We start from the raw sequence: 22,781 nt of genomic DNA on the forward strand, positions 1-22,781 counted from the left end.
CGGCAGCGCGTGCCCGCCGAATCCTGAACCGCTAGCTCTCCAGCCAGACATATTCGGCGAAGGCATAGCCCATCTGGCCGCCGAGCGGATTGGCCTCAAGGCCCTTCAGGCTGGCCGAGAGCGCATCGACGTTGGAGAGGAAGACCGGGATGATGGTGCCGGCTTCTTCGGAGACCATGACCTGCATTTCGTCGTAGATCGTCTTGCGCTTGGCCTGGTCGAGAAGACCACGGGCCTCGACCAACATCCGGTCGAACTTCTCCGACTTGTACTGGCTTTCGTTCCAAGGCGCGTCGGAGGCATAGAGCAGCGAGAACAGGATGTCCGGCGTCGGACGCGGGTTGATGTTGCCGAAATGGACGGGAGCCTTCAGCCAGTAGTTCGACCAGTAGCCGTCGGAGGGCACGCGCTGGACGTCGAACGTCATGCCGATCTCGGCGCCGGACTGCTGGACGACGGTCGCCATGTCGACTGAAGAGGTCGCGGCATCCGATGCGACGATCGGGATGGACTGGCCGAGCAGGCCGGACTTCTCGAAGTGGAACTTCGCTTTTTCGGGATCGAACGCTTTCGGCTTCAGGTCGGCATTGTGGTAGATGCTGGCGGCGGAGACGGGCTGGTCGTTCGCCACTTCGGCGAGACCGCGCATGACCGACTTCTGGATCGCCTCGCGGTTGATCAGGTATTTCATGCCGGCGATGAAATCCGCCTTGCTGCCCGGCTCCATGTCGAGACGGATGTTGAGGTCGGTATAGTTGCCCGACGTGGTTTGCGACAGAACGAAACCGGGCTGGCTTTCCACCAGCTTCATCGACCGCGGCTTGATCGAGGCTGCGAGATGGATGTCGCCCGACAGAAGCGCGTTGACGCGGGCATTGTCGTCGCTGATCGCGAAATATTCGAACGAGTCGAGATACGGACCTTCAGATTTGAAGTAGGCGGTATTCTTGACCATGATCGACTTGACGCCCGGCTCGAAGCTTTCGAGCTTGAAGGCGCCCGTACCGATGCCCTTGGAGAAGTCGGTCGTGCCGTCCTTCACGATCATGAAGTGATGCATCGACAGGATTGTCGGCAGGTCGGCGTTCGGATTGGCGAGCGTGATCTCGACGGTCAGCGGATCGACGGCCTTCACATCGGTGATCTGCTTGGCGATCGAATTGACCTTCGAGCCGACGTCGGGATCGAGATGGCGCTTCAGCGAGAAGACGACATCGTCTGAAGACAGTGTCTTGCCGTCGTGGAAGGTGACGCCGGAGCGCAGCTTGACGGTCCAGACCTTGGCGTCGGAACTCTCGATGCTTTCCGCCAACTCCATCTGCGGCATGCCGCCCTTGTCGAGGAAGGTGAGGCGATTGTAGACCGCGCAGCAGCGGACATAGTCCGTCGACAGCGAGGCCTTTGCGGGATCGAGCGTGTCGGCGGTCGACGCCGACCAGCCGGCCGCCTTCATGTGCCCGCCGGACTTCGGTGTGCTGGCAACTGCGTCGGTGGCGCGCCCGAGGATCAGTCCGCCGGCGGACAAGGCGACACCGCCGGCCAGCATCATCTGCAGCAACTCGCGGCGCGTGGCGCCGCGGCGAATGGCATTTTCGACCATCGCGTCGTCTGACGGGGTCCAGTTCTTAATTCTGTCAGTCATGTCATTCCCCTTTTTATCCTGTGGTTTGTCGGGCTGCCCGTCTTAAAGCGGACTTGGCACGTCTCGTGATGGCCGTGGATCAGGCCCGTGCCGCGGCAACGGCTTCGGCAAGTCCGGCCATGGATGTGAAGTGGTAGTCCGGCCTGGTGAATTCGGCCGGTTCTATGGTGCCGCCATAGCCGTTCTGCGCATGGCGGCGCTCGATCCAGCAATTCGTCATGCCGAGCGCGCGCGACACGCCGATGTCATGGTACTGGCTCTGGGCCACGTGCAGGATGTCGTCCTTGGACGCGCCTTCGCTGGCGACGAAGCCGAAAACCGTGTGGAAGAAGGCCGGGTCAGGCTTCTCGGTGCCGGTATCGTCGGCGGTGAAGGCGGCATGGAACGGATGGCCGAGCTCCGCCGAGAAATGCTCGAAAGCCCAGCGGCGGGCATTGGTCATGGCGATCAGCCGGTAGTCGCGGGCAAGCCGCGCCATGGCTTCGGCACTGTCCGGAAAAGCCTTCCACGACCTGGCGGAATCGCGCAGGCGCTCGCCATAGACCCTGTCTGCCGGCAGGCCGAGCTTCGGCGCGATGGCGAGGTAGACGCGCACGAGGTCATCCGGGAAAAGATCGGCATCTTCAGCATAGCGTGCGGCGCGATAGAGGGCGAGCGCCTCCTCGCCATCGAGGGTGACGCCTGCCTCCTCAGCGATCACGCCGAGGCAGGACGTCAGTCCACCTTCGAAATCGATCAGCGTGCCGACAACGTCGAAGCTCATATACTTGAATTCAGGCAGAGACTTGGTCAATTTCAGTTCCCCGTTCCGAACGCGCGGGCACCTTGCGGGCGCCTTGGCGAAAGATTCTGCTGTTCCGACCGGGGGTTCGCCCCGGCCCCCTGTCAAAGGCCCCTGGTTTTCAGGGGTTTGGGGCTTTGCTTTCCTCAAGTTTGGCACCTTGACCGCACCGTTTGCGCCGAATCGATGCTGTAGCGCGGCACATAATTCTGAAATTTGAGCGATCCACGATATTTCGGGACCGCCCGCCGCAGTCCGCTTCAGCCCCTGAGGGCCCGGCGGATATCGGGATCCTCCAACGTCTGGTCGAGCGTCCTTGCGGTCCGATCGAGAATGGCGTCGATGTCCGCGTCGGTGCAGCAGAGCGGAGGGGCGTATCCGAGCACGCCGTTGGCGAAGGCGCGGATGACGAGGCCGTTTTCCCAGGCCCGATCGAAGATGCGGCGTGCCGGCTGCGCTTCGACAGGCAGTGGCGTCTTGGCCTCCTTGTCAGTTACGAGTTCGATCGCTGCCAGCATGCCGCGGCCACGCACGTCGCCGACCAGAGGGTGATCCTTCAGCGCCTCGAGGCCCTTCATCAGCCGGGCACCGGCTTTCGCCCCGTTTTCCAGCAGGCCGCTCTCATAGAGCCGCAGGACCTCGAGGCCGACGGCAGCACTGACGGGATGGGCCGAATAGGTATAGCCGTGACCGACCGCCGCGGCGCCCGCGCCGTCTGCGATTGCCTGATAGACATGGTCCGCCATGAAGACGGCGCCCATCGGCACATAACCGGAGGTCAGGCCCTTGGCGGTCGTCATGAAATCGGGGACGATCCCGTCATCGGTGCAGGCGAAGAGCGGCCCGGTGCGGCCGAAGCCGGTGATCACCTCATCGGCGACGAAGAGGATGTCGAGATCGCGGCAGAGGTCGCGCATCGCCTTGATCCAGCCTTTCGGCGGCACGATGACGCCGCCGGATCCCTGGATCGGTTCGGCATAGAAGGCGGCGACCCGGTCCGGGCCGATCGCCTCGACCTTCTCGCGAAGCGCCGCAAGCGAGGCGTCGATGATCGCCTGCGGGTCTTCTCCCACCGGGTTGCGATAGGGATAGGGCGACGGAATCTTGTGCTGCCAGTCGAAGGGGATGCCGAAGCCGGCGTGGAAGGTCGGCAGCGCCGTCAGGCCGGCGCCGACCGTCGACGAGCCGTGATAGCCCTGCTCGATCGAGATGAACTGGTCGCGCCGCGGCTCGCCCTTAGCGATCCAGTAGTAGCGGATGAAGCGGATCGTGCTGTCGACGGCATCCGAACCGCCGAGGGTGAAATAGACGTGGTTCAGGTCGCCTGGCGCACGGTCGGCCAGTTCCGATGCCAGCCGGATCGCGGGTTCCGAGCCCAGGCCGAAATAGGCCGTCGCATAGGGCAGCTGCCGCATCTGGCGCGCCGCCGCCTCGACGATCGAATCCTGCCCGTAGCCGGCATTGACGCACCACAGCCCGGCAAAGCCGTCGACGAGCTGGCGCCCGGACGCATCGGTGACCGTCGCGCCCGTCGCCGAGGCGAGCACACGCACGCCCTGCTGTTCGTGACCGCGATAGGAGGCGACCGGATGGACGAGATGGGCCCGGTCGAGTTCGACGAGAGAATTGCTGTACATGGTCGTCTCCGGTTCAGCCGAAGGCCTGGTTGGCAAGGGCGAAGGTGGTGACTGGCAGTGTGTCCCGGTCGAGTTCGGTCGGGCGGGCCATGGCGATGCCGCCGCCGACATGGGCGAGGCCGAGCTCGACGAGCCAGGGAGCAAGGCCGGTCTCCGCCGCAGTGTCGACGCGCAGGAAGGTGCCGAGGCGCCGGCTCGCGAAATGGGCGATGAGCGCCTTGGCGTCGTCGAGATCCGGCGCGACAACCGGTCCGATGACCTCGCCCCTGCCGAAGGCGCGAAGCGCGGAGAAGGCCGATACCACGCCGTTGCGGCGAATGAGTGCGAACTGGCCGCGGCGGTGTAGCTCACCGATCAGATCCCCGCGATCGGCGCCGTAGGCGGCCCGATCGAGAGCCGCGATGGCTGCCACGTCGTCGGACGTTGCCGCCTGCGTGTTCCGGGATGCGGTCGCCTGGCTTGCGATGCCCTGATGCTGCAACACGACGGTACCCGTTTCCCGGAAGCCGCGCTTTTCATAGAGCGGCAGCCCTTCCGTAGTGGCGACCAACCGCAGCGGCCGGTTGCCGGCACGGTCCAGAACCGCGTCTATCAGCCTGCGCCCCAGTCCACGTCCGCGCATGGTCTCGTCGACGATCACCATGTTGATCGTCGCGCAATTGTCTCCGTAGGGTGTGAGCAGGATAGTGCCAACCACTTCACCGGAACCAGCGATCGCGACGAACCCTTCGCTCAGGGCGAGCGCCATCTGCCAGTCCTCCGGCCGATGCGGCCAGCCGGCCTGACGGGAAAGCCGGACGGCGGGGCCGAGATGCTCCGGCCGGAACGGCGCGATGGCGGTGGTGACAATCTGCATGGGCATGACCTTCAACTTCTGCCCATAGTGTTACGATCAACGAGCCGGAAGATCGTCTGAAGGCGGTGCCGGCGACGATATCTTCAACCGCGGGGGCGGGGCGGCTCCGCATGTTATGCCGCGGGCGGGGGCTTCAGCATTCGGATGGCTTCCGTCCGCGCCAGTCGTCGCCGTTTCCCGCAACCAAATACCGAACGACGAGCGCGATACGAAACATTCTGCTTCGAAATCCCGCAAATCAATCGGCGCGGGCGCCGAAAGCCGACCTATGATCCCTGCATCATCAGACCGGCTCCACGGGCCGCCAGATCGAGGATACGCCATGACGACCTTCCGCCCGAAATTCATTACCTTCGACTGCTACGGCACGTTGACCAACTTCCAGATGGCGGAAGCGGCCCGCGACCTCTACGGTGATCGTATGGACGACCTGAAGATGCAGGCTTTCATCAGGAACTTCGCCGCCTACCGGCTCGACGAGATCCTGGGTGACTGGAAGCCCTACGCAGAGGTGATCCACAATGCGCTGGAACGGACCTGCAAGCTCAACGGTGTCGTGTTCAAGCCGCAGGATGCTCAGATGGTCTACGAGCGCGTGCCGACCTGGGGGCCGCATGCGGATGTTCCGGATGGCCTCGCAAGGGTCGCCAAGGAAATTCCGCTTGTCGTCCTGTCGAATGCGATGAATTCGCAGATCATGTCCAATGTGGCGAAGCTCGGCGCACCATTCCATGCCGTTTACACCGCAGAGCAGGCGCAGGCCTACAAGCCGCGTTTCAGGGCATTCGAATATATGTTCGACATGCTGGGCTGCGGTCCGGAGGACATTCTGCATTGCTCCTCCTCCTTCCGCTACGACCTGATGTCGGCCCACGACCTCGGCGTCAGGAACAAGGTCTGGGTCAATCGCGGCCATGAACCGGCCAATCCCTATTACGGTTATGTGGAGATCGCCGACATTTCCGGCCTGCCCGGCGTCGTCGGGCTCTGATAGGGACAAGATCCATGAAATATCTCTCCTACTGGCACGACACGGCGCCCCGCTTCGCGGGCGCGGCAGACGGGCCGGTCGACGGCCACTACGACGTGGCGGTGATCGGCGGCGGCTTCACCGGCCTCGGCGCGGCGCGCCAGCTTGCGAAGGCGGGCGCCCGGGTGATCGTGCTGGAGGCGGAGACGGTGGGCTTCGGCGCCTCCGGCCGCAATGGCGGGCATTTGAACAACGGCCTTGCGCACAGCTATGTCGCGGCAAAGGCGGAGCTCGGCAAGGAGCGCGCCATCGCACTCTACAAGGCGCTCGACGCCTCGATCGACACGCTTGAGACAATCATCGCCGAAGAGGGGATCGACTGCAATTTCCGCCGCGCAGGCAAGCTGAAGCTCGCCTCCAAGCCGCGGCATTTCGAGGGCCTCGCCCGGAACTTCGAGGCCGTGCATGCCGAGGTCGATCCCGATACGGCCCTGCTTTCGGCGTCTGATCTCAAGGACGAGATCGGCTCACCCTTCCATGGCGCGATGCTGTCGAAGAAGAGCGCGATGATGCATATGGGTCGCTACGTCGTCGGGCTGGCGGAGGCAGCGACGCGGAGCGGCGCGACCATCGTCGAGAAGGCGACGGTGACCGACCATCGCCGGACCGACGGCAGGCATCTGCTGACGACACCGAAGGGCGCCGTCACGGCCGGTCAGATCCTTGTAGCGACCGGCGCCTACACGACCGCGAATTTCGGCTATTTCCGCCGCCGCATCATCCCTGTCGGAAGCTTCATCGTCGCCACCCGGCCGCTGACGGACGCAGAGGTCACCGCGACCATGCCCGGCAACCGTACCTGCGTGAACTCGATGAACATCGGCAACTACTGGCGCCTTGCGCCGGACAACCGCCTGATCTTCGGCGGGCGGGCGCGCTTCTCGGCGACCTCCGACCAGCGCTCCGATGCCAAGAGCGGCGCGATTTTGCGCGACAGTCTCGGCCAAATCTTCCCGCAGCTCGCGAAGGTCGAGATCGACTATTGCTGGGGCGGACTGGTCGACATGACCCAGGACCGTTTCCCGCGCGCCGGCTATCACGACGGCGTCTGGTACGCCATGGGCTATTCCGGCCACGGTGCCCAACTTTCCACCCATCTCGGCATGACCATCGCCGATGCAATCCTCGGTCGGCCGGACAACAACCCGCTCAGGGACCTCGACTGGCCGGCCGTTCCCGGCCATTTCGGCAAGCCCTGGTTCCTGCCGCTGGTCGGGCTGTATTACAGGGTGCTCGACCGGATTCGGTGAGGCGGGCGAAGCGCGTTCATTCTTGATTTTCAGGCCGTCAGGAATCATATTCCGGACATGACGAAATTCGGCTCAAGAAAGACAGACAGGACAGCGGATGCGAGCCCCTACAAGAGCGTTGGAACGCTCTCCGATGGGGTTGTCATTCTGTTGCCGAAAAGCAAGCCGAAGCACTTTACGCCCAACCAGATCAAGAAGACGATCGTGGATATTCGTCGCGACGACACGGCAGGCCAGTTTGCTGAAGCCGCCGGAAGCAAAGACTGAATGGCCGCGGCAAACCGCGACGTCTTCGTAAATTGTCCTTTCGACATCGACTACCGTCCCCTTTTCAATGCCATTGTCTTCACAATCATCAGGTCGGGTTTCCGGGCCCATTGTGCGCTCGAAGCCGATAACGCGGCCGAGAATCGCTTCGACAAAATCTGCAAGATCATTTCGGAATGCCGATATGGCGTACATGACATCTCGCGGACGGAGGTCGACGGCAATCCTCCGCTGCCGCGGTCAACATGCCGCTGGAACTGGGACTCTTCCTCGGCGCCAAGAAATATGGCGGCGCGAGGCATCGGGAGAAATCCTGCATCATCTTCGATCGCGAGCCGTACCGATTCCAGCGCTATATTTCGGACATCGCCGGACAGGATATTCACGCTCACAGGAGTGAGCCTGCAAGGCTCATCGTTGAATTGGCAGCTTGGCTGCGCATCCACAGCGGGGACGCGCAAGTGCCGGGCGGCGTTGCCATCGGCAACGAATTTATCGCCTTCGAGGAAGCGCTGCCGGCGATCTATGCAGCACGGCAGCTGGACCCCGGCGAAGTAACCTTCGGGGACTACAACGCGATCGTGGTGCAATATCTTACGGCCTGACCGGCGTCACCCCAGCCCGCCGATGTGGAACGACTTCATCTCCAGATATTCCTCGATTCCGGCCTGCGCGCCTTCGCGGCCGAGGCCCGACTGTTTGACGCCGCCGAAGGGGGCGACCTCGGTGGAGATGGCGCCGGTGTTGAGGCCGACCATGCCGAATTCGAGTGCTTCGCCGACGCGCCAGCCGCGTTTCAGGCTTTCGGTGTAGAAATAGGCGGCAAGGCCGTAGGGCGTGCCGTTGGCGATCGCCAGTGCCTCTTCCTCTGTTTCAAAGCGGAAGAGCGGCGCGACGGGGCCGAAGGTTTCCTCGCTGGCGAGTTGCATGTCGGTGGTGGCGCCGGTCAGCACGATCGGCGCCGTGTACTGCCGGCCGGCCGGCAGTTCCGATCGGGTGGTGGCGATCGTCGCCCCCTTGGCAAGTGCATCCGCGACGTGACGATCGATCTTGGCGATGGCGGCTTCGTTGATCATGGGACCGATCGTGACGCCGGCCTGAGTGCCGGGACCGACCTTCATTGCGTTCACGCGGGCGGACAGTTTTTCGGCAAAGATATCGTAGACGCCCGCCTGCACGAGAATGCGGTTGGCGCAGACGCAGGTCTGGCCGCCATTGCGGAACTTCGAGACAAGCGCGCCCTCAATGGCGAGGTCGAGATCGGCGTCGTCGAAGACGATGAACGGCGCATTGCCGCCGAGTTCGAGCGAAAGCCGTTTCACGCTGTCGGCGGCGCCGCGCATCAGGAGTGAGCCGACGCGGGTCGAGCCTGTGAAGGAGATCTTGCGCACCGTCTCGTTTGCCATGATCTCGGTGCCGATCTCCGTCGGCATGCCGGTGACGATGTTGATCACGCCTGCGGGAATGCCCGCCTTCTCCGCGAGCCAGCCGATCGCGAGCGCGGAATAGGGCGTGAATTCGGAGGGCTTGATCACCACGGTGCAGCCGGCGGCGAGCGCAGGCGCGACCTTGCGGGTGATCATCGCATTGGGGAAATTCCAGGGTGTGATAATGCCGCAGATGCCGACCGGTTCCTTCAACACGACGATGCGCCGGTCGGGCGTCGGCGAAGGGATCGTATGGCCGCCGACACGCCGGGCCTCTTCGGCAAACCATTTGATGAAGGACGCGCCATAGCGGATCTCGCCGCGCGCCTCATCGAGCGGCTTGCCCTGTTCCGTCGTCAGAAGGAGCGCGAGGTCCTCGATATGTTCGACCATAAGGCCGTACCAGGCTTCCAGCAGCGCGGCACGCTCCGCATGGGTCTTCGTTTTCCACGGGCCGTAGGCCGCTTCGGCCGCCTCGATCGCCGCACGCGTCTCGGCGCCGCCCATGTCAGGTACCGTGCCCATCACCGACTGGGTGGCGGGGTCGATCACGTCGACGGTCCTGCCGGATTGGGCGGCGATCCACGTGCCGCCGATCAATGCCTGTTGCCGGAAAAGCCCGGGCTCCTTCAGTGTCTGCATATCCTGTCCTCGTTGAAGATGATCCCGCCGAAGGGGTGATCAAAGGGCTGAAAGAACGGCGTTGGCGATCGCGTCGGTCCTGTCCTTGCCCGCAACGGTGCCGATGCCGGCGGCGGTCGTCCGTTCGATTGCGGCCATGATGGCTGCGGCGGCAGTTTTCTCGTCGAGATGATCGAGCATCATGGCCCCGGACCAGATCGTGGCGATCGGATTGGCGATGCCGAGATGGGCGATGTCGGGCGCGGAACCGTGCACGGGTTCGAACATCGACGGCGCGCTGCGATCAGGGTTGATGTTGGCGGAGGCGGCGAAGCCGAGGCCGCCCTGGATTGCGGCGCCGAGATCGGTGAGGATGTCGCCGAACAGGTTGGAGGCGACGACGACGTCCAGCGTTTCCGGTGCCATGACCATGCGGGCCGCCATGGCATCGATATGATAGTTCATGACCTCGACATCCGGATATTCGGTGGCAAGCTGGTGCGTCACCTCGTCCCAGAAGACCATGGAATATTTCTGGGCGTTCGACTTCGTGACGGAGGCGAGCCTGCCGCGGCGGGTGCGCGCCTGCTCGAAGGCAAAGCGCAGGATGCGCTCGACACCCTTGCGCGTGAAGACGGAGGTTTCGACCGCCACCTCGTCGGCGGTGCCCTGGTGGATGCGGCCGCCGGCGCCGGAATATTCGCCCTCGGTGTTTTCGCGGATGCAGAGGATGTCGAACGAGCCTGCCTTGAGCGGGCCCTCGACCCCAGGCAGCAGGCGGTGAGGACGAATGTTGGCATATTGGACGAAGCTCTTGCGGATCGGCAGCAGCAGGCCGTGCAGCGACACAGAATCCGGCACTTCCGCCGGCCAGCCGACGGCGCCCAGCAGGATGGCGTCGAAGTCGCGCAGCGTCTCGATGCCGTCCGCCGGCATCATCGTGCCCGTTTCCTTGTAGAAGGCGCAGGACCAGGGGAATTCCATGCCCTCCAGCCTGCTGCCCGCCATGCCGGCGGCCTTTTCGAGGATCGGCCAGGCGGCGGCGGTGATGTCCCGCCCGATGCCGTCGCCGGGGATGAGGGCAATCCTGTGTGTTTTCATGGCTATCGTCCTCAGAGACTGATCAAGACGCTCTTGCTCTTGCGGTTGGCGCGGAAGGCCTCGCGGCCGAGATCCTTGCCGATGCCCGACTGTTTGTAGCCGCCGGTCGGCAGGATGTGGTCGCGCGAGCGGCCGTAGCGGTTGACCCAGACGGTGCCGGCCTGGAGGCGGCGGGTGAGCCGGATCGCGCGGGAGAGGTTGCGGGTGAAGAGCCCGGCGGCAAGCCCGTAGGTCGGATGGTCGGCCAGCGACAGTGCCTCCTCGTCCGTCCGGAAGGTTTGCACCGTCAGGACCGGGCCGAAGATCTCCTCCGTGATGGCCGGCGACCGTTCGTCGACAGCGGTCATCAGGGTCGGTGCGTAGAAATAGCCGGTGCCATCCATCGGCGTTCCGCCGGTCAGGCATTCGCCGCCGGCGGCGACGGTGGCCGACACGATCGAATGGATGCGTTGCCGCTGCTTGTCGGAGATGATCGGCGAATAGTGCGCCGCCGCGTTCCAGGTGGGCAGGGGAGCGGCCGTCTTCATGCGGCCCGTGATCGCCTTGATCAGCGGGGCGACGACGCTTTCCTCGACGATGAGACGCGAGCCGGCGACGCAGGCCTGACCGGCATTGCCGAGGATGCTCCCCGTGATCGCGGCAGCGGCCTTGTCCAGGTCGGCGTCGGCAAAGACGAGCTGCGGGCTCTTTCCGCCGAGTTCGAGCGTCATCGGCTTCACGCCGGTGCGCGCGATGTTTTCCATGATCGCCGATCCGGCACGCGTGGAGCCCGTGAAGCTGACCTTCGCGATGCCGGGATGGCCGGTGATCGCATTGCCGGTGACCACGCCGTCGCCGAGCACCACATTGATGAGGCCTGCCGGCAGGCCGGCGCGCAGCGCCAGCTCGGCGAGGTAGATCGCCGAAAAGGGTGTCATTTCGGAAGGCTTCAGCACCACGGCGTTGCCGGCCGCGAGAGCCGGCCCGAGTTTCCAGGCCGCCATCGAGATGGGAAAGTTCCACGGCGTGATGGCGCCGACGACACCGTAGGGCTCTGTGAGGATCATGCCCAGATCGCCGTCGTCGGTTGGTACGAGGTCGCTGCCTTCCTTGTCTGCGAACTCGGCGAAGAAGCGGATCTGCTCGGCGGAGACGGCGATATCGCCGTGAACAAGATGACCCACCGGACGGGTCGAGGAGAGGGCCTCCAGGCATGCCAGCGTTGCGGCTTCCTTTTCGATCAGATCGGCCCAGCGACAAAGCACGTTCAACCGCTCGCGCGGGCGAACGCCACCCCAGTTGCTTGTCTTCAGCGCGGACCTGGCCGTCTCGACCGCGCGATCGACAATGTCCGCGTCGGCGACCGGGCAATCGGCATAGGCCTTGCCGTCCGAGGGGCGGTACAAGGGAATGACGCCCTGTGCGGAAAGAAGCCGATCACCGACGAAGTGACCGATCGGGAGGGTGAGGCTATCGGGGTCGAAACTCAGGGTCATGCGGAATACCTCGGATCGCGTGCTTGCGAGGTTACCGGCGCGGCCAACGCAGCTTGATCCGATAGCGGCGGCGCAACGGCGGAAAAGCCCGTTTTGCGGCCGCCTTGCAGCCGATTCTTCGGCACAGGACGCCTGCCGCCGGCGGGGATCACGGTGTGACGGTCACGTAGATCTTCCGCACCGTTTCGATGGTCTTCCAGGTGCCGATGAAGCCGGGCTTCATCAGGAAGCTGTCGCCGGCCCTGTAGACGACCGGTTCGCCTCCTTCCGGGGTGATTTCCACCACGCCGGAGAGGATGTGGCAGAACTCGAAGGTCTCGCCCTTGATCGAATGCGTGATGCCGGGCGTTGCTTCCCAGACTCCGGCGTTGATCCTGTCGTCCCTGGCGGTGTCCTGCGCCCAGGTCCTGAATCTCGGATTGCCCGAGATCAGTCGTTCCGGAGGCGGGACGTTCTCGCGCGGTGCGAAGGACGGGTTCGGGTCGATGGTTTTCAGAAGCGACATGGGTATCCTTTCTGTGCAGAAATTCAGTAGCCGCGGCGGCGGTCGACCAGGCCGATCGGATCGGAGCCGGCGTGCAGCCGCCTGATGTTGTCGATGACGGCGCGAGCGGCGGTTTCCGGCTGGGTAACGCTTGCGATGTGCGGGGTCAGCACAATGCGGGGATGGCTCCAGAAAGCGTGTCCGGGCGGCAGCGGCTCCGGATCGGTGACATCGATGACGGCCCCGGAAAGCTGACCGCCGTCCAGTGCGGCGATCAGGTTCTCATGGTTGAGCTGCGGCCCCCGACCGACATGGACGAGCCCCGCGCCGCGCGGCAACCGGCTGAACAGATCCGCGTCGAGAAAGCCCCGGGTCTCTTCGGTCAACGGGAGGAGACAGACCAGGATGTCGGTTTCGGAAAGCATCCTGCGCAAGCCGTCCGCGCCGGCAAAGCAGGTGACACCCGCCACCTCACGCTGCGTGCGGCTCCATCCCGAGAGCGGGAAGCCGAAGGGTTTGAGCCGCTCGAGAGCGGCCTGGCCGAGCATGCCGAGACCGAGGACGCCGACTCGGCGTTCGTGTGCCTGGCGCGGCGGCAGCGCCTGCCAGTCCGCGCTGCGCTGCTGTCCGAGATAGGCGGGCAGGTCGCGATGCAGCGCGAGCACGGCGAGTGTCACATATTCCTGCATCATGCGGATGATGCCGTCCTCGACCATGCGCACGACCTTCACATGGCCCGGCACGTCGGCGATGCGAAGCTGATCGACGCCGGCGCCGATGGAAAACAGCACCTCGAGGTTGCGGTAGCGCGGCAGGTCATCGGGGACCGTCCACGTTATCAGGTAGCGCACGGAATCCGGATCGACCGTTGCCGGATCCATCGAAAAGGGCAGGCCCGGCAGGTCGCGCGCGAAGGCTGCCTGGAAGACGGCGCCGCGGCGGGCGTCGGAGTTGAAGAGGAATGTCATCGTCCGGCTTCCGGTTCTCGATCCATCGGGAGTTCAGGCGCTGCAGCGGTCGGCGAGTGCTTCGATCATGGCCTGGCAGGCCGCAAGCTCGCTCGTCAGGATGAATTCATCGGGTTTATGGGCGCGGGCTATGTCGCCCGGCCCGCAGATGATCGCGTCGATGCCGGCGCGTTGGTAGAGGCCGGCCTCGGTGCCATAACTGACGGCGGCGAGCGGCTCCTTGTCCGTAAGGTCCGCCAAGAGGCGGGCGAGCGGCGCCGCGGGGGAAAGCGACAGGGCCGGATAGGCGCTGAGCATCTGCCAGTCGATTCCGAAACCCCGCGTCTTCATTGCCTCGGCGGCTTCGCGTATCGGTTCAATGAGCGAGGCAGGGTCGACTCCGGAAATGGCCCGGGCCTCGATCTCCATGGCACAGAAGTCGGGAATGACGTTGACTGCCTGTCCGCCACGGATGATGCCGACCTGCAATGAGCTGTAGGGCGGTGCGAACAGGGTGTCGAACGGTCCGTTCTCCAGATCCCGCGCCGCCGACATCGCCACTTGCAGCACTTCCGCCATGCCGTGGACGGCGTTGAGACCCAGATCCGGCCGCGAGGAATGGCCTGCGCGCCCCCGGAGTGTGACGCGGGCCGCGGCCTTGCCCTTGTGGGCGAGGATAGCCTGCATTCCGCTCGGCTCGCCGATGATCGCGCCCAAGGGCGGGGCGCAGAGATCGGCCAATACGGCAAGGAGATGCGGAACGCCACGGCAGCCGGCCTCCTCGTCATAGGAAAAGGCGAGGTGGATCGGCCTGGCGAGAGACTTCGACACAAGCAGGGGTGCGGCGGCAAGGGCTGCGGCAAGAAAGCCCTTCATGTCCGTCGTGCCGCGCCCGTAGAGCCGATCCCCGTCGGTGTTCAGCACGAAGGGATTGCCAGTCCAGTCCGCCTCTGTGGCGGACACGACGTCCATGTGACCGGAGAGGATGTAGCCGCGCTTGTCCGCGGACCCGATTGACGCGAAGAGGTTGGATCTGTCGCCTTCCGGTCCGGGACGGACATGAACCGCGATGCCGAGGGAGCCGAGATATCTCGCGATCCAGTCGACGATCGCGCCATTTGCCGTGCCCACGACCGACCGGAAACCTACCAGTTCCTTCAGGATGTCGGCCGCGTCCAATAACCTGTCCTCTTGCACGGGATTCCGAGGCCGGGAAGCGACCTTGGAACCATGGTTCGACTTGCAAGATTAAGAGCCAGCGGCATGAATAGCTGCCGAAAGACGGCGCCATACGGACAAATCTTGTGCCGGAGCCGGCCTTAGAAGCGGAATGTTCTGCGCGAGCCAGGTAGGATCCTCGCGAGCAATGTCGGCCGGGCAGCCGGCGAACGGAATGTGCGCGGCAGGGGGGCGGATCATGGATGCGAAAGTACCGGAGATGTTGCATGTCGATGCATTCCAGATGCGCCTCGCCGATGTGGCAGATGTCGATCTGGAGCGTTTGCATGCCCTGTCGATAGCGGTCGGCTGGCCGCATCGGGCGGAAGACTGGCATTCCTTACGTGAGTTGGGCCGCGGATTTGTCGCGCTCGATGACATCGGTCGCGTGATGGGGTCAACCATGTGGTTCCCGCATGGAGAGCGTTTCGCGACCTTCGGCATGCTGATTACATCGCCGCGCCTCCAGACGAACGGAACCGCGAAATGGCTCATGCAGCGCGTGCTTTCCGAGTGCCCTGGAAGGAGTTTCCGCCTCAACGCGACGCGGGCGGCGCGTCGGCTTTACCGGTCTTTGGACTTTGTCGAGCAGCAGACCGTATTTCAATGCCAGGGCGAAGCAAGGCGGCCGGCGGAATCGAGTGAAATCGACCCGGGATATGTGCTGCGATTGCTCCACCGGAGCGAACTGGAGGCCGTTGTCGCGCTCGATGCGTCGGCATTCGCCGTTCCACGTCCCGTGCATCTTGCCCATCTGCTCGAAAGCTCGCTCTGTTACGGGCTCTACCGGGGCGACCGGCTGCTCGCCTATTCCATGAGCCGAAGCTTCGGGCGCGGCCACGTGCTTGGCCCTATCGTCGCCTTTAGCGAGAACGCTGCGATTGCGGTGGCCCGACCTCATGTGGAGGCGCATGCGGGAGACTTTCTTCGTGTCGATACGCATTGCGAGACGGGGCCCTTTGCGAGTTTCATCCAGCAATGCGGTCTGCCGATCTACGATACGGTGACGACGATGACGCTCGGCGAGGGTGCCGCCTACGGCGCTTTGGACGAGGACCACCCGGCGATTTTTGCGCTCGCGTCACAGTCGATGGGATAGGCGTCGCAAGCCGCGTTTCGGCTGAGCGTGGATGTGCCGGCCCGTCTTCTTCATCTCGTCAGGCTGTGCAGCACCATATCCAGGTGCTCCTTGCGGAAACCGTCTCGGTCCACGGGTGGACGATCGCCGAAAATAAGCCGGATCACGATCATCGCCAGCATGGGGGCCATGGTCACGTCGGCCGATTCCGGCGCGGGACGGCGGAACTCCTTCTTCGCTGCTCCTTCGTCGAGAATTGCCTGGATCTTGCGGACGATGGGAGCGATGAACTCCTCGTGGTTGCGGTCTACCAGGTCGGGAAACTTGACCCCTTCGGCAATTACGAAGCGGAGAAGCTCCCTTGTCTTTCGATTGTCGACGATCTGGTCGTAGAGCAGTTCCAGAAAGCGCTGCAGTCTGTCGCTCGCTCGCCCCTCCAGCGCGTCGCCCGCCTCTATCACTGTCCTGAGCGGCGCGGAAATGTGGCGGATCATCGCTTCGAAGAGTTTCTCCTTCGTCTCGAAATAGACGTAGATGGTTCCCTTCGTCACGCCCACGCGGTCGGCGACATCCTCCAGCCTGGTTGCCCAATATCCCTGTTTGACGAATTCCTCGAAGGCGGCTTCGAGAATCTGCAGTGGCCGTAGCGCCTTCTGCTCCGCGCGCGTAAGCTTCCGTTTATTCTGCATCGTTGCCAAACTCCGAGTCGGTCAGAAGGTTCCCGGCAAAACCTTATTGACTGGTAAGTCAGTCAATAATATAGCTCGAAGCGAGAACAGCAAGGGCCTATCCCATGAAATCAATTTCAGTCGCAGCGATGTTGGCGAGCCTTGCCGTGCTTTCGGCGTGCAGTGATCCGCAGGGGCCGAAAGAGGCGACGCCACAGCACGTCGGCGTGGTCGTCGCCAAAGAGGAGACACGGGCGCTGGTCCGCACCCTCACCGGCGAGATCCAGGCCCGCGTGCAGAGCGACCTCTCGTTCCGGGTGAGCGGCAAGATCGTCGAGCGCCTCGTCGATGTCGGCGAGCGGGTCGGGGCCGGCCAACTCCTCGCCCGCATCGAGGCGGAGGAACAGCAGGCCGACCTGGAGGTTGCGGTAGCGAACCTGCAGGCGGCGGAGGCCCAGCAGACCCAGGCCCAGCTTGCCTTCGACCGCCAGCAGCGCCTTTTCAACGCGCAGGTCGTCAGCCGTGCTATCCTGGACCAGGCTCAGGAGACCCTTCTCGTGGCGCAGGGCAGCACCAACTCGGCTCAGGCGCAGTTGGAAACCGCGCGGGACTCATTGTCCTATACCGAACTTCGCGCCGACGCGGACGGGATCATCACAGCCCGCAAGGCCGAAGTCGGACAGGTGGCACAGGCGGCCGAAGTCGTGTTCTCCCTTGCGCATGACGGTCCGAGGGATGCCGTCTTCGATGTCGTCGAAACGCTCTTCCTAGGCGCCGCGATGGAGCCTGTCGTGACCGTCACCCTGCTCTCGGACCCATCGGTGGCGATCAAGGGCGGCATGCGCGAGGTCTCCCCGACCATCGATCCCGCCACGGGAACGATCAGGGTCAAGGTTGGCCTCGACGGCGAGGCCACCATGCCGCTCGGCGCGCCTGTTGCCGGCTCGTTCCTTCACCAGCCCCGCAGCGTCATCCGGCTTCCCTGGTCTGCCATGGCATCGGACGACGGACAGCCCGCGGTCTGGCAGGTGGATCCAGCGACCTCCAGGGTTTCGCTCAAGGCAATTGCGGTCGATGATTTCGAGACGGGGAGTTTCACTGTCAGGACGGGCGTTTCCCCGGGCGACATTGTCGTCTCGAACGGCACGAAGTTCCTGAGGACTGACCAGGGTGTTTCCTACGACGAAGGAGCCGCGCGATGAGCATCCGCAGATCTATGGCCGCATTGCTGGTTGGCTCGGCGGTTCTCTCATCGTGCCAGAAGCAGGACGAGGCGCCGCCGCAGCCTGTTCGTCCGGTGCTGTTCGTCATTGCCCGACAGACGCCGGTTGCGTCACTCCAGCTTACCGGCACGGTGGAACCGAAGATCGAGTCCCAGCTTGGCTTCCGCGTGCTGGGCCGGATGATAGCCCGCAACGTGCAGGTCGGCGACCTTGTGAAGAAGGGCGACGTCGTTGCCGCGATCGACCCGCTGGCGCTTGAGCTCGCGGTTCGCACTGCGCAGTCCGACGTGTCCAACGCACAGGCCCAGCTTCGCTACGCCATCACGACGGAGGACCGGCAGCGCACCCTCGCGGAGGCTCGCTCCGGCACCGAAGCGGCGCGGGAGGAGGCCGAGCAGGGACGGAAAAGTGCCAGCGCCAGCCTTGCGAAAGCGCAGGCCAACCTCGACAAGGCGGAGGAGCAACTGAGCTACGCCCGGTTGCGCGCCGAGTTCGATGGCGTGGTGACGGCGACATCGGCGGAGGTCGGCCAGATCGTCTCGGCTGGACAAGCCGTCGTGACGGTCGCCCGACCGGAGGAGCGTGATGCCGTCGTCGATGTCCCTCTTGCCGCCGCGCAGCGCCTGAAGCCCGGCATGCCCTTCGAGGTGACCCTGCAGCTCGATTCCTCCATCCGTGCGCACGGCGTCGTGCGCGAGATCGCGCCGCAAGCCGACGCGGCGACGCGCACGCAAAGAATCAAGATCGGTCTTGCCGATCCGCCGGAGGCCTTCCGATTGGGTTCGGTCATAACCGCCAGCGCGACCATTTCCGCGGAGGCGCAGATCCTGCTGCCGTCGTCCGCCGTGCTAGAGGAGAAAGGTTCCGTTGGGGTCTGGCGCGTCGATCCTGCCGCAAAAACGGTCACGCTCCAGTCAGTGAAGATCGCGGGCGAGCTTGTTCCCGGCGGGACGGTGCGGGTGATCGAAGGTGTTCAACCCGGTGATCGCATCGTCACCGCCGGTATTCATACATTGAAAGATGGCCAGGCCGTCAGGATCGACCAGGAGGTCAGCGAGTGAAGAAGTTCAACCTCTCCGACTGGGCGCTCGAGCATCGTTCCCTTGTCTGGTACTTCATGATCGTCTTCATCCTGGCGGGGACATTCTCGTACCTGAACCTCGGCCGCGAGGAGGATCCCAACTTCACCATCAAAACCATGGTGATCAACGCCCAGTGGCCAGGCGCTTCGGCGGAGGAAGTGGCGCGGCAGGTCACCGACCGGATCGAAAAGAAGCTCGAGGAGCTCGAATCCCTCGACTACACGCGAAGCCAGGCAGTCGCCGGTCAGACGACGATCTTCGTCGAATTGCTGCCAACGACGAAGGCGAAGGACGTCGAGTCGACCTGGGTCAAGGTCCGCAACATGATCGGCGATATCAAGGGCGAATTTCCGAGCGGCGTGATCGGCCCCTTTTTCAATGACCGCTTCGGCGACGTGTTCGGCAATATCTACGCCTTTACCAGTGACGGGCTGACCCAGCGACAGCTTCGCGATCTGGTCGAAGACGCCCGCGCCGGCGTGCTGACCGTAGAAAATGCCGGAAAAGTGGACGTGATCGGCGCACAGGACGAGGCCATCTACCTCGAGTTCTCGACGCGCCAGATCGCGGCGCTCGGTATCGACCGTCAATCGGTTATCAGCACGCTCCAGGCCCAGAACGCGGTGACGCAGTCCGGGTTCGTCGAGGCAGGTCCGGAACGTATCGCCCTGCGCGTCAGCGGCCAGTTCACATCCGAGGAGAGTCTGCGGGCGATCAACCTGCGCGTCAACGACCGCTTTTTCCCATTGACCGATGTCGCCACGATCAGGCGAGGCTACGTAGATCCGCCCTCGGCGCTGTTCCGGTTCAACGGCGAGCCGGCAATCGGCCTTGCCATCGGCATGAGGGCAGGCGCCGATCTGCTGAAGTTCGGCGAGGCGCTCGACGCAGAGATGCAACGTATTGTCGCCGACCTTCCCATCGGCGTGGATGTGCATCGGGTGTCCGACCAGCCGGCCGTCGTGGAGGAGGCCGTGTCCGGCTTTACCCATGCCCTGTTCGAGGCGGTTGCCATCGTGCTCGTGATCAGTTTCATCAGTCTCGGGCTCCGGGCAGGCATGGTCGTCGCCGTTTCCATTCCGCTCGTGCTCGCCATCACCTTCGTCTACATGGAGGTTGCAGGCATTTCGTTGCAGCGCATCTCGCTCGGCGCCCTCATCATCGCGCTCGGCCTCCTTGTCGATGATGCCATGATCGCCGTGGAGATGATGGTGGCGCGGCTGGAGGCGGGCGACAACCTGCGGAAGGCGGCGACCTATGTCTATACGTCGACGGCATTCCCTATGCTGACGGGAACGCTGGTGACCGTCGCGGGCTTCATTCCGGTCGGCCTCAACAACAGCGCCGCAGGCGAATTCACCTTCACGCTGTTCGTGGTGATCGCTGTTTCCCTCATCGTTTCCTGGGTGGTGGCGGTTCTTTTCACACCCCTGCTGGGGGTGACGATCCTGCCGAAGACGATGACGCTACATCATGAGAAGAAGGGTCGCTTTGCCACGATTTTTACCGGTCTCCTGCGCCTGGCAATGCGTTGGCGCTGGATCACGATCCTGCTGACGGTTGCGGTTTTCGGCCTTTCGCTGGGCGGCATGGGGTTGGTGCAGCAGCAGTTCTTCCCGGCCTCCGATCGTGTGGAGCTGATCGTCGACTTCAACCTTCCGCAGAACAGTTCGATCTCCGAAACGGACAGCCAGATCGCCCGGTTCGAAAAGGAGATGTTGGCGAACAATCCGAACATCGACCATTGGACGAGCTATGTGGGAGAGGGAGCGCCGCGCTTCATCCTGTCCTTCGACGTGCAGACACCCGACGTCACGTTCGGCCAGGTGGTCATCGTCACGAAGGGTCTCGATGTGCGCGACAAGGTGCGCGCAGAGTTGCAGGACTACCTGACGACGACCCTTCCGGGAACGGACGCTTATGTGAAGCTCCTGGATATCGGGCCGCCCGTCGGAAAGCCGGTGCAGTACCGCATCAGCGGTCCCGATATCCAGAGGGTCCGCGACCTCGCCGGGCAATATGCGTCGATCGTCGGCAGTCACCCGCTCCTTGCGAACATGATCTTCGACTGGAACGAACCTTCGCGGGTGGTCAAGATCGACGTCCTGCAGGACAAGGCGCGTCAACTGGGTGTTTCGTCGGAAGACATCGCGACGGTGCTGAACAGCATCGTCGAGGGATCGTCCGCAACACAGGTCCGGGATGACATCTATCTTATCGACGTAATCGGGCGCGCGGCGGCGGCGGAACGCAGCTCGATAGAAACGCTTCAGGACCTGCAATTGCCGGCGTCGGACGGAAAATCCGTGCCGCTGTCGGCCGTCGCCAATTTCCGCTACGAGCTCGAACAGCCCACCATCTGGCGGCGCGATCGTATTCCCACCATCACCATCAAGGCCGCCGTCGTTGGCCTGACGCAGCCGGCGACCATCGTCGAACAGCTGCGCCCAAGGATGGAAGCCTTCCAGCAGGCGCTGCCCCCGGGCTACAAGCTGGAAATTGGCGGGTCGGTGGAATCCAGCGCCGACGCGCAGGGGCCGATCGCCGCCGTCGCTCCTCTGATGCTGTTCATCATGGCCACGATCCTGATGATCCAGCTCCAGAGCTTCAACCGGCTGTTTCTGGTGTTCGCGGTCGCTCCGACGGCGCTGATCGGCGTCGTCGCGGCGCTGCTTCTGAGCAATGCGCCGATGGGATTTGTGGCAATCCTCGGCATATTGGCGCTGATCGGCATCCTGATCCGCAACTCCGTCATCCTGGTGGTGCAGATCGAACAGCTTCGCAGCGAAGGCCTGCCGCCGTGGCGTGCCGTCATCGAGGCGACCGAGCACCGCATGCGGCCGATCATGCTGACGGCGGCCGCGGCGACGCTCGCCCTGATCCCCATTTCGCGGCAAATATTCTGGGGGCCGATGGCCTATGCCATGATGGGCGGCATCGTCGTGGGAACCGCGCTCACACTGCTGTTCCTCCCCGCGCTCTACGTGGCATGGTTCCGCATAGCCAGAGATGAGGGCACCGGCGTCCAAGGTACGGTGGAAACGGCGGAGACGTCTTCGACGGCCGGTTGACGTGCGAGGATCCGGCGCCGCGCCAGGAGCCTCCGGGAGGAGGGAATAGTCTTCACCGGCTGACGAGGCCCACCGTGGATCAGCGCTGCTCGTTCTGAGAGGCATCGGCCAATCCGTCCGGCCGCTGACGGTGGACCAAACAGGCGCCTGCCGCGCTCATGACGGTCAGGGCGTACCAGGTGAGCGCGTAGACGAGATGGCTGTTGCGAAAGCGGACGACCGTGAGGCCGCCGACCGGCAGGCCGCCCGAATTGGGGGTCGCGTCCGCGTCGATGAAATAGGGCGCGACGTCGTTCAGGCCCCTGGACCGGGCGATCGCGGCGATGTCGCGGGAAAACCAGCGGTCGTTCGCCGGGTCGTTTGAGCGCAGGAACCCGCCGCCGGGTTCGCTGATGCGCAGCAGGCCGGTGATCGTCTGCGGTTTGCCGATCTCGCTCCTGCCGGGGGTCGCGGCGTCGCGGCGCTCGGACGGAACGAAGCCGCGATTGACCAGCACGGTCGATCCGTCCTGCAGATGCATCGGCGTCAGGACCCAGAAGCCGGCGCCGTGCTCCGTCACGGCCTGGACCAGGACCGTCCTGTCGTGTTCGAAGGCGCCGGTCGCAGTGACATGGCGGTATTCGTCCTTCTCCCGGCTGACAGCCGTCCAATCCTGCCGGGACGGCGCAGGCACCGGTGCCGTGTGGATGCGCGATTCCACGCGGTCGATGAGGTCGAGCTTCCAGAAAAGCCGGTGCACCTGCCAGGTCCCGAGGGTAGCGAAGACGACGGCGAAAAACAGCAGAATGCCCGTCAGCGCAAGGCGGGCGGCGCGGGACGCGTTTGCGTCGTCCTTCGCGGTCTGGCGAGCGGTGGGCATATTGGCTCGCCCTGTCGTCAGGGCATGTTCTTCATCATCTCGTGGGTCATCGGCATCATGTTGG

General features: G+C 64.0%; 20 protein-coding genes. 7 read left to right on the top strand and 13 right to left on the bottom strand.

Features of this window, described 5'->3' with window-relative positions:
* Window positions 1-31 precede the first annotated feature (31 nt).
* The 4 genes from LXM94_RS21050 to LXM94_RS21065 form a co-directional block, all read right to left on the bottom strand.
* Window positions 32-1,642, bottom strand: a complete 1,611-nt coding sequence (locus tag LXM94_RS21050; protein ID WP_235773427.1) for an ABC transporter substrate-binding protein — start codon at window positions 1,640-1,642, stop codon at window positions 32-34.
* A 79-nt stretch (window positions 1,643-1,721) separates the two neighbouring features.
* The gene (locus LXM94_RS21055) at window positions 1,722-2,435 is read right to left on the bottom strand and encodes an HAD-IA family hydrolase (RefSeq protein WP_235773428.1); all 714 of its coding nucleotides are present in this window, start codon (window positions 2,433-2,435) and stop codon (window positions 1,722-1,724) included.
* 248 nt (window positions 2,436-2,683) lie between these two features.
* Window positions 2,684-4,060 (bottom strand): aspartate aminotransferase family protein, encoded by a 1,377-nt coding sequence (locus tag LXM94_RS21060; RefSeq protein ID WP_235773430.1) that lies wholly within the window; start codon window positions 4,058-4,060, stop codon window positions 2,684-2,686.
* Between the two features lie 13 nt (window positions 4,061-4,073).
* On the bottom strand, window positions 4,074-4,916 hold the full coding sequence (locus LXM94_RS21065) for a GNAT family N-acetyltransferase (protein ID WP_235773453.1): 843 nt from the start codon (window positions 4,914-4,916) through the stop codon (window positions 4,074-4,076).
* A gap of 322 nt (window positions 4,917-5,238) precedes the next feature.
* Here LXM94_RS21065 and LXM94_RS21070 point away from each other — a divergent pair, with 322 nt between their 5' ends.
* On the top strand, window positions 5,239-5,907 hold the full coding sequence (locus LXM94_RS21070) for a haloacid dehalogenase type II (protein WP_235773431.1): 669 nt from the start codon (window positions 5,239-5,241) through the stop codon (window positions 5,905-5,907).
* A 14-nt stretch (window positions 5,908-5,921) separates the two neighbouring features.
* Window positions 5,922-7,196, top strand: coding sequence for an NAD(P)/FAD-dependent oxidoreductase (locus tag LXM94_RS21075; protein WP_235773432.1), 1,275 nt, complete (start codon window positions 5,922-5,924; stop codon window positions 7,194-7,196).
* Window positions 7,197-7,268: 72 nt separating this feature from the next.
* Here the strand turns inward: LXM94_RS21075 and LXM94_RS21080 are convergent, their stop codons facing one another.
* Window positions 7,269-7,658: a hypothetical protein gene (locus tag LXM94_RS21080; protein ID WP_235773433.1), complete on the bottom strand. Its 390-nt coding sequence runs from the start codon at window positions 7,656-7,658 to the stop codon at window positions 7,269-7,271.
* Between the two features lie 50 nt (window positions 7,659-7,708).
* Between LXM94_RS21080 and LXM94_RS21085 the strand changes: the two genes are divergently transcribed.
* Window positions 7,709-8,068, top strand: a complete 360-nt coding sequence (locus LXM94_RS21085; RefSeq protein WP_235773435.1) for a hypothetical protein — start codon at window positions 7,709-7,711, stop codon at window positions 8,066-8,068.
* A 6-nt stretch (window positions 8,069-8,074) separates the two neighbouring features.
* Here LXM94_RS21085 and LXM94_RS21090 read toward each other — a convergent pair whose 3' ends face one another.
* The 6 genes from LXM94_RS21090 to argE form a co-directional block, all read right to left on the bottom strand.
* The gene (locus LXM94_RS21090; RefSeq protein WP_235773437.1) at window positions 8,075-9,532 is read right to left on the bottom strand and encodes an NAD-dependent succinate-semialdehyde dehydrogenase; all 1,458 of its coding nucleotides are present in this window, start codon (window positions 9,530-9,532) and stop codon (window positions 8,075-8,077) included.
* A 39-nt stretch (window positions 9,533-9,571) separates the two neighbouring features.
* Window positions 9,572-10,612 (bottom strand): tartrate dehydrogenase, encoded by a 1,041-nt coding sequence (locus LXM94_RS21095; protein ID WP_235773438.1) that lies wholly within the window; start codon window positions 10,610-10,612, stop codon window positions 9,572-9,574.
* A gap of 11 nt (window positions 10,613-10,623) precedes the next feature.
* Window positions 10,624-12,087 (bottom strand): aldehyde dehydrogenase family protein, encoded by a 1,464-nt coding sequence (locus tag LXM94_RS21100; RefSeq protein ID WP_235773439.1) that lies wholly within the window; start codon window positions 12,085-12,087, stop codon window positions 10,624-10,626.
* Between the two features lie 148 nt (window positions 12,088-12,235).
* Window positions 12,236-12,592, bottom strand: coding sequence for a cupin domain-containing protein (locus LXM94_RS21105; protein ID WP_235773440.1), 357 nt, complete (start codon window positions 12,590-12,592; stop codon window positions 12,236-12,238).
* Between the two features lie 23 nt (window positions 12,593-12,615).
* Window positions 12,616-13,539 (bottom strand): 2-hydroxyacid dehydrogenase, encoded by a 924-nt coding sequence (locus LXM94_RS21110; RefSeq protein WP_235773441.1) that lies wholly within the window; start codon window positions 13,537-13,539, stop codon window positions 12,616-12,618.
* Window positions 13,540-13,572: 33 nt separating this feature from the next.
* Window positions 13,573-14,697: an acetylornithine deacetylase gene (gene argE, locus LXM94_RS21115; RefSeq protein WP_235773444.1), complete on the bottom strand. Its 1,125-nt coding sequence runs from the start codon at window positions 14,695-14,697 to the stop codon at window positions 13,573-13,575.
* Between the two features lie 238 nt (window positions 14,698-14,935).
* Here argE and LXM94_RS21120 point away from each other — a divergent pair, with 238 nt between their 5' ends.
* Window positions 14,936-15,835 carry a GNAT family N-acetyltransferase gene (locus LXM94_RS21120; protein ID WP_235773445.1) on the top strand — a complete coding sequence of 300 codons (900 nt, stop codon included), beginning with the start codon at window positions 14,936-14,938 and terminating at the stop codon, window positions 15,833-15,835.
* 50 nt (window positions 15,836-15,885) lie between these two features.
* Here LXM94_RS21120 and LXM94_RS21125 read toward each other — a convergent pair whose 3' ends face one another.
* Entirely contained in the window at window positions 15,886-16,503 is a 618-nt protein-coding gene (locus LXM94_RS21125; protein WP_235773455.1) for a TetR/AcrR family transcriptional regulator, read from the bottom strand.
* Window positions 16,504-16,607: 104 nt separating this feature from the next.
* Between LXM94_RS21125 and LXM94_RS21130 the strand changes: the two genes are divergently transcribed.
* Genes LXM94_RS21130 through LXM94_RS21140 form a run of 3 tightly spaced genes read left to right on the top strand, consistent with a single transcriptional unit; the run spans window position 16,608 to window position 21,858 of the window.
* On the top strand, window positions 16,608-17,684 hold the full coding sequence (locus LXM94_RS21130; protein WP_235773446.1) for an efflux RND transporter periplasmic adaptor subunit: 1,077 nt from the start codon (window positions 16,608-16,610) through the stop codon (window positions 17,682-17,684).
* Window positions 17,681-18,766, top strand: coding sequence for an efflux RND transporter periplasmic adaptor subunit (locus LXM94_RS21135; RefSeq protein WP_235773448.1), 1,086 nt, complete (start codon window positions 17,681-17,683; stop codon window positions 18,764-18,766). Before LXM94_RS21130 ends, LXM94_RS21135 begins: the two co-directional genes overlap by 4 nt.
* Window positions 18,763-21,858: an efflux RND transporter permease subunit gene (locus LXM94_RS21140; protein ID WP_235773450.1), complete on the top strand. Its 3,096-nt coding sequence runs from the start codon at window positions 18,763-18,765 to the stop codon at window positions 21,856-21,858. The genes LXM94_RS21135 and LXM94_RS21140 overlap by 4 nt, the downstream gene beginning before the upstream one ends.
* A gap of 79 nt (window positions 21,859-21,937) precedes the next feature.
* Here the strand turns inward: LXM94_RS21140 and LXM94_RS21145 are convergent, their stop codons facing one another.
* Window positions 21,938-22,717 (bottom strand): SURF1 family protein, encoded by a 780-nt coding sequence (locus tag LXM94_RS21145; RefSeq protein ID WP_235773452.1) that lies wholly within the window; start codon window positions 22,715-22,717, stop codon window positions 21,938-21,940.
* Window positions 22,718-22,781: the final 64 nt, after the last annotated feature.

The sequence above is a fragment of the Rhizobium alarense genome (genome assembly GCF_021555155.1).
In the GTDB taxonomy this organism is placed as follows: Bacteria; Pseudomonadota; Alphaproteobacteria; order Rhizobiales; family Rhizobiaceae; genus Rhizobium_D; species Rhizobium_D alarense.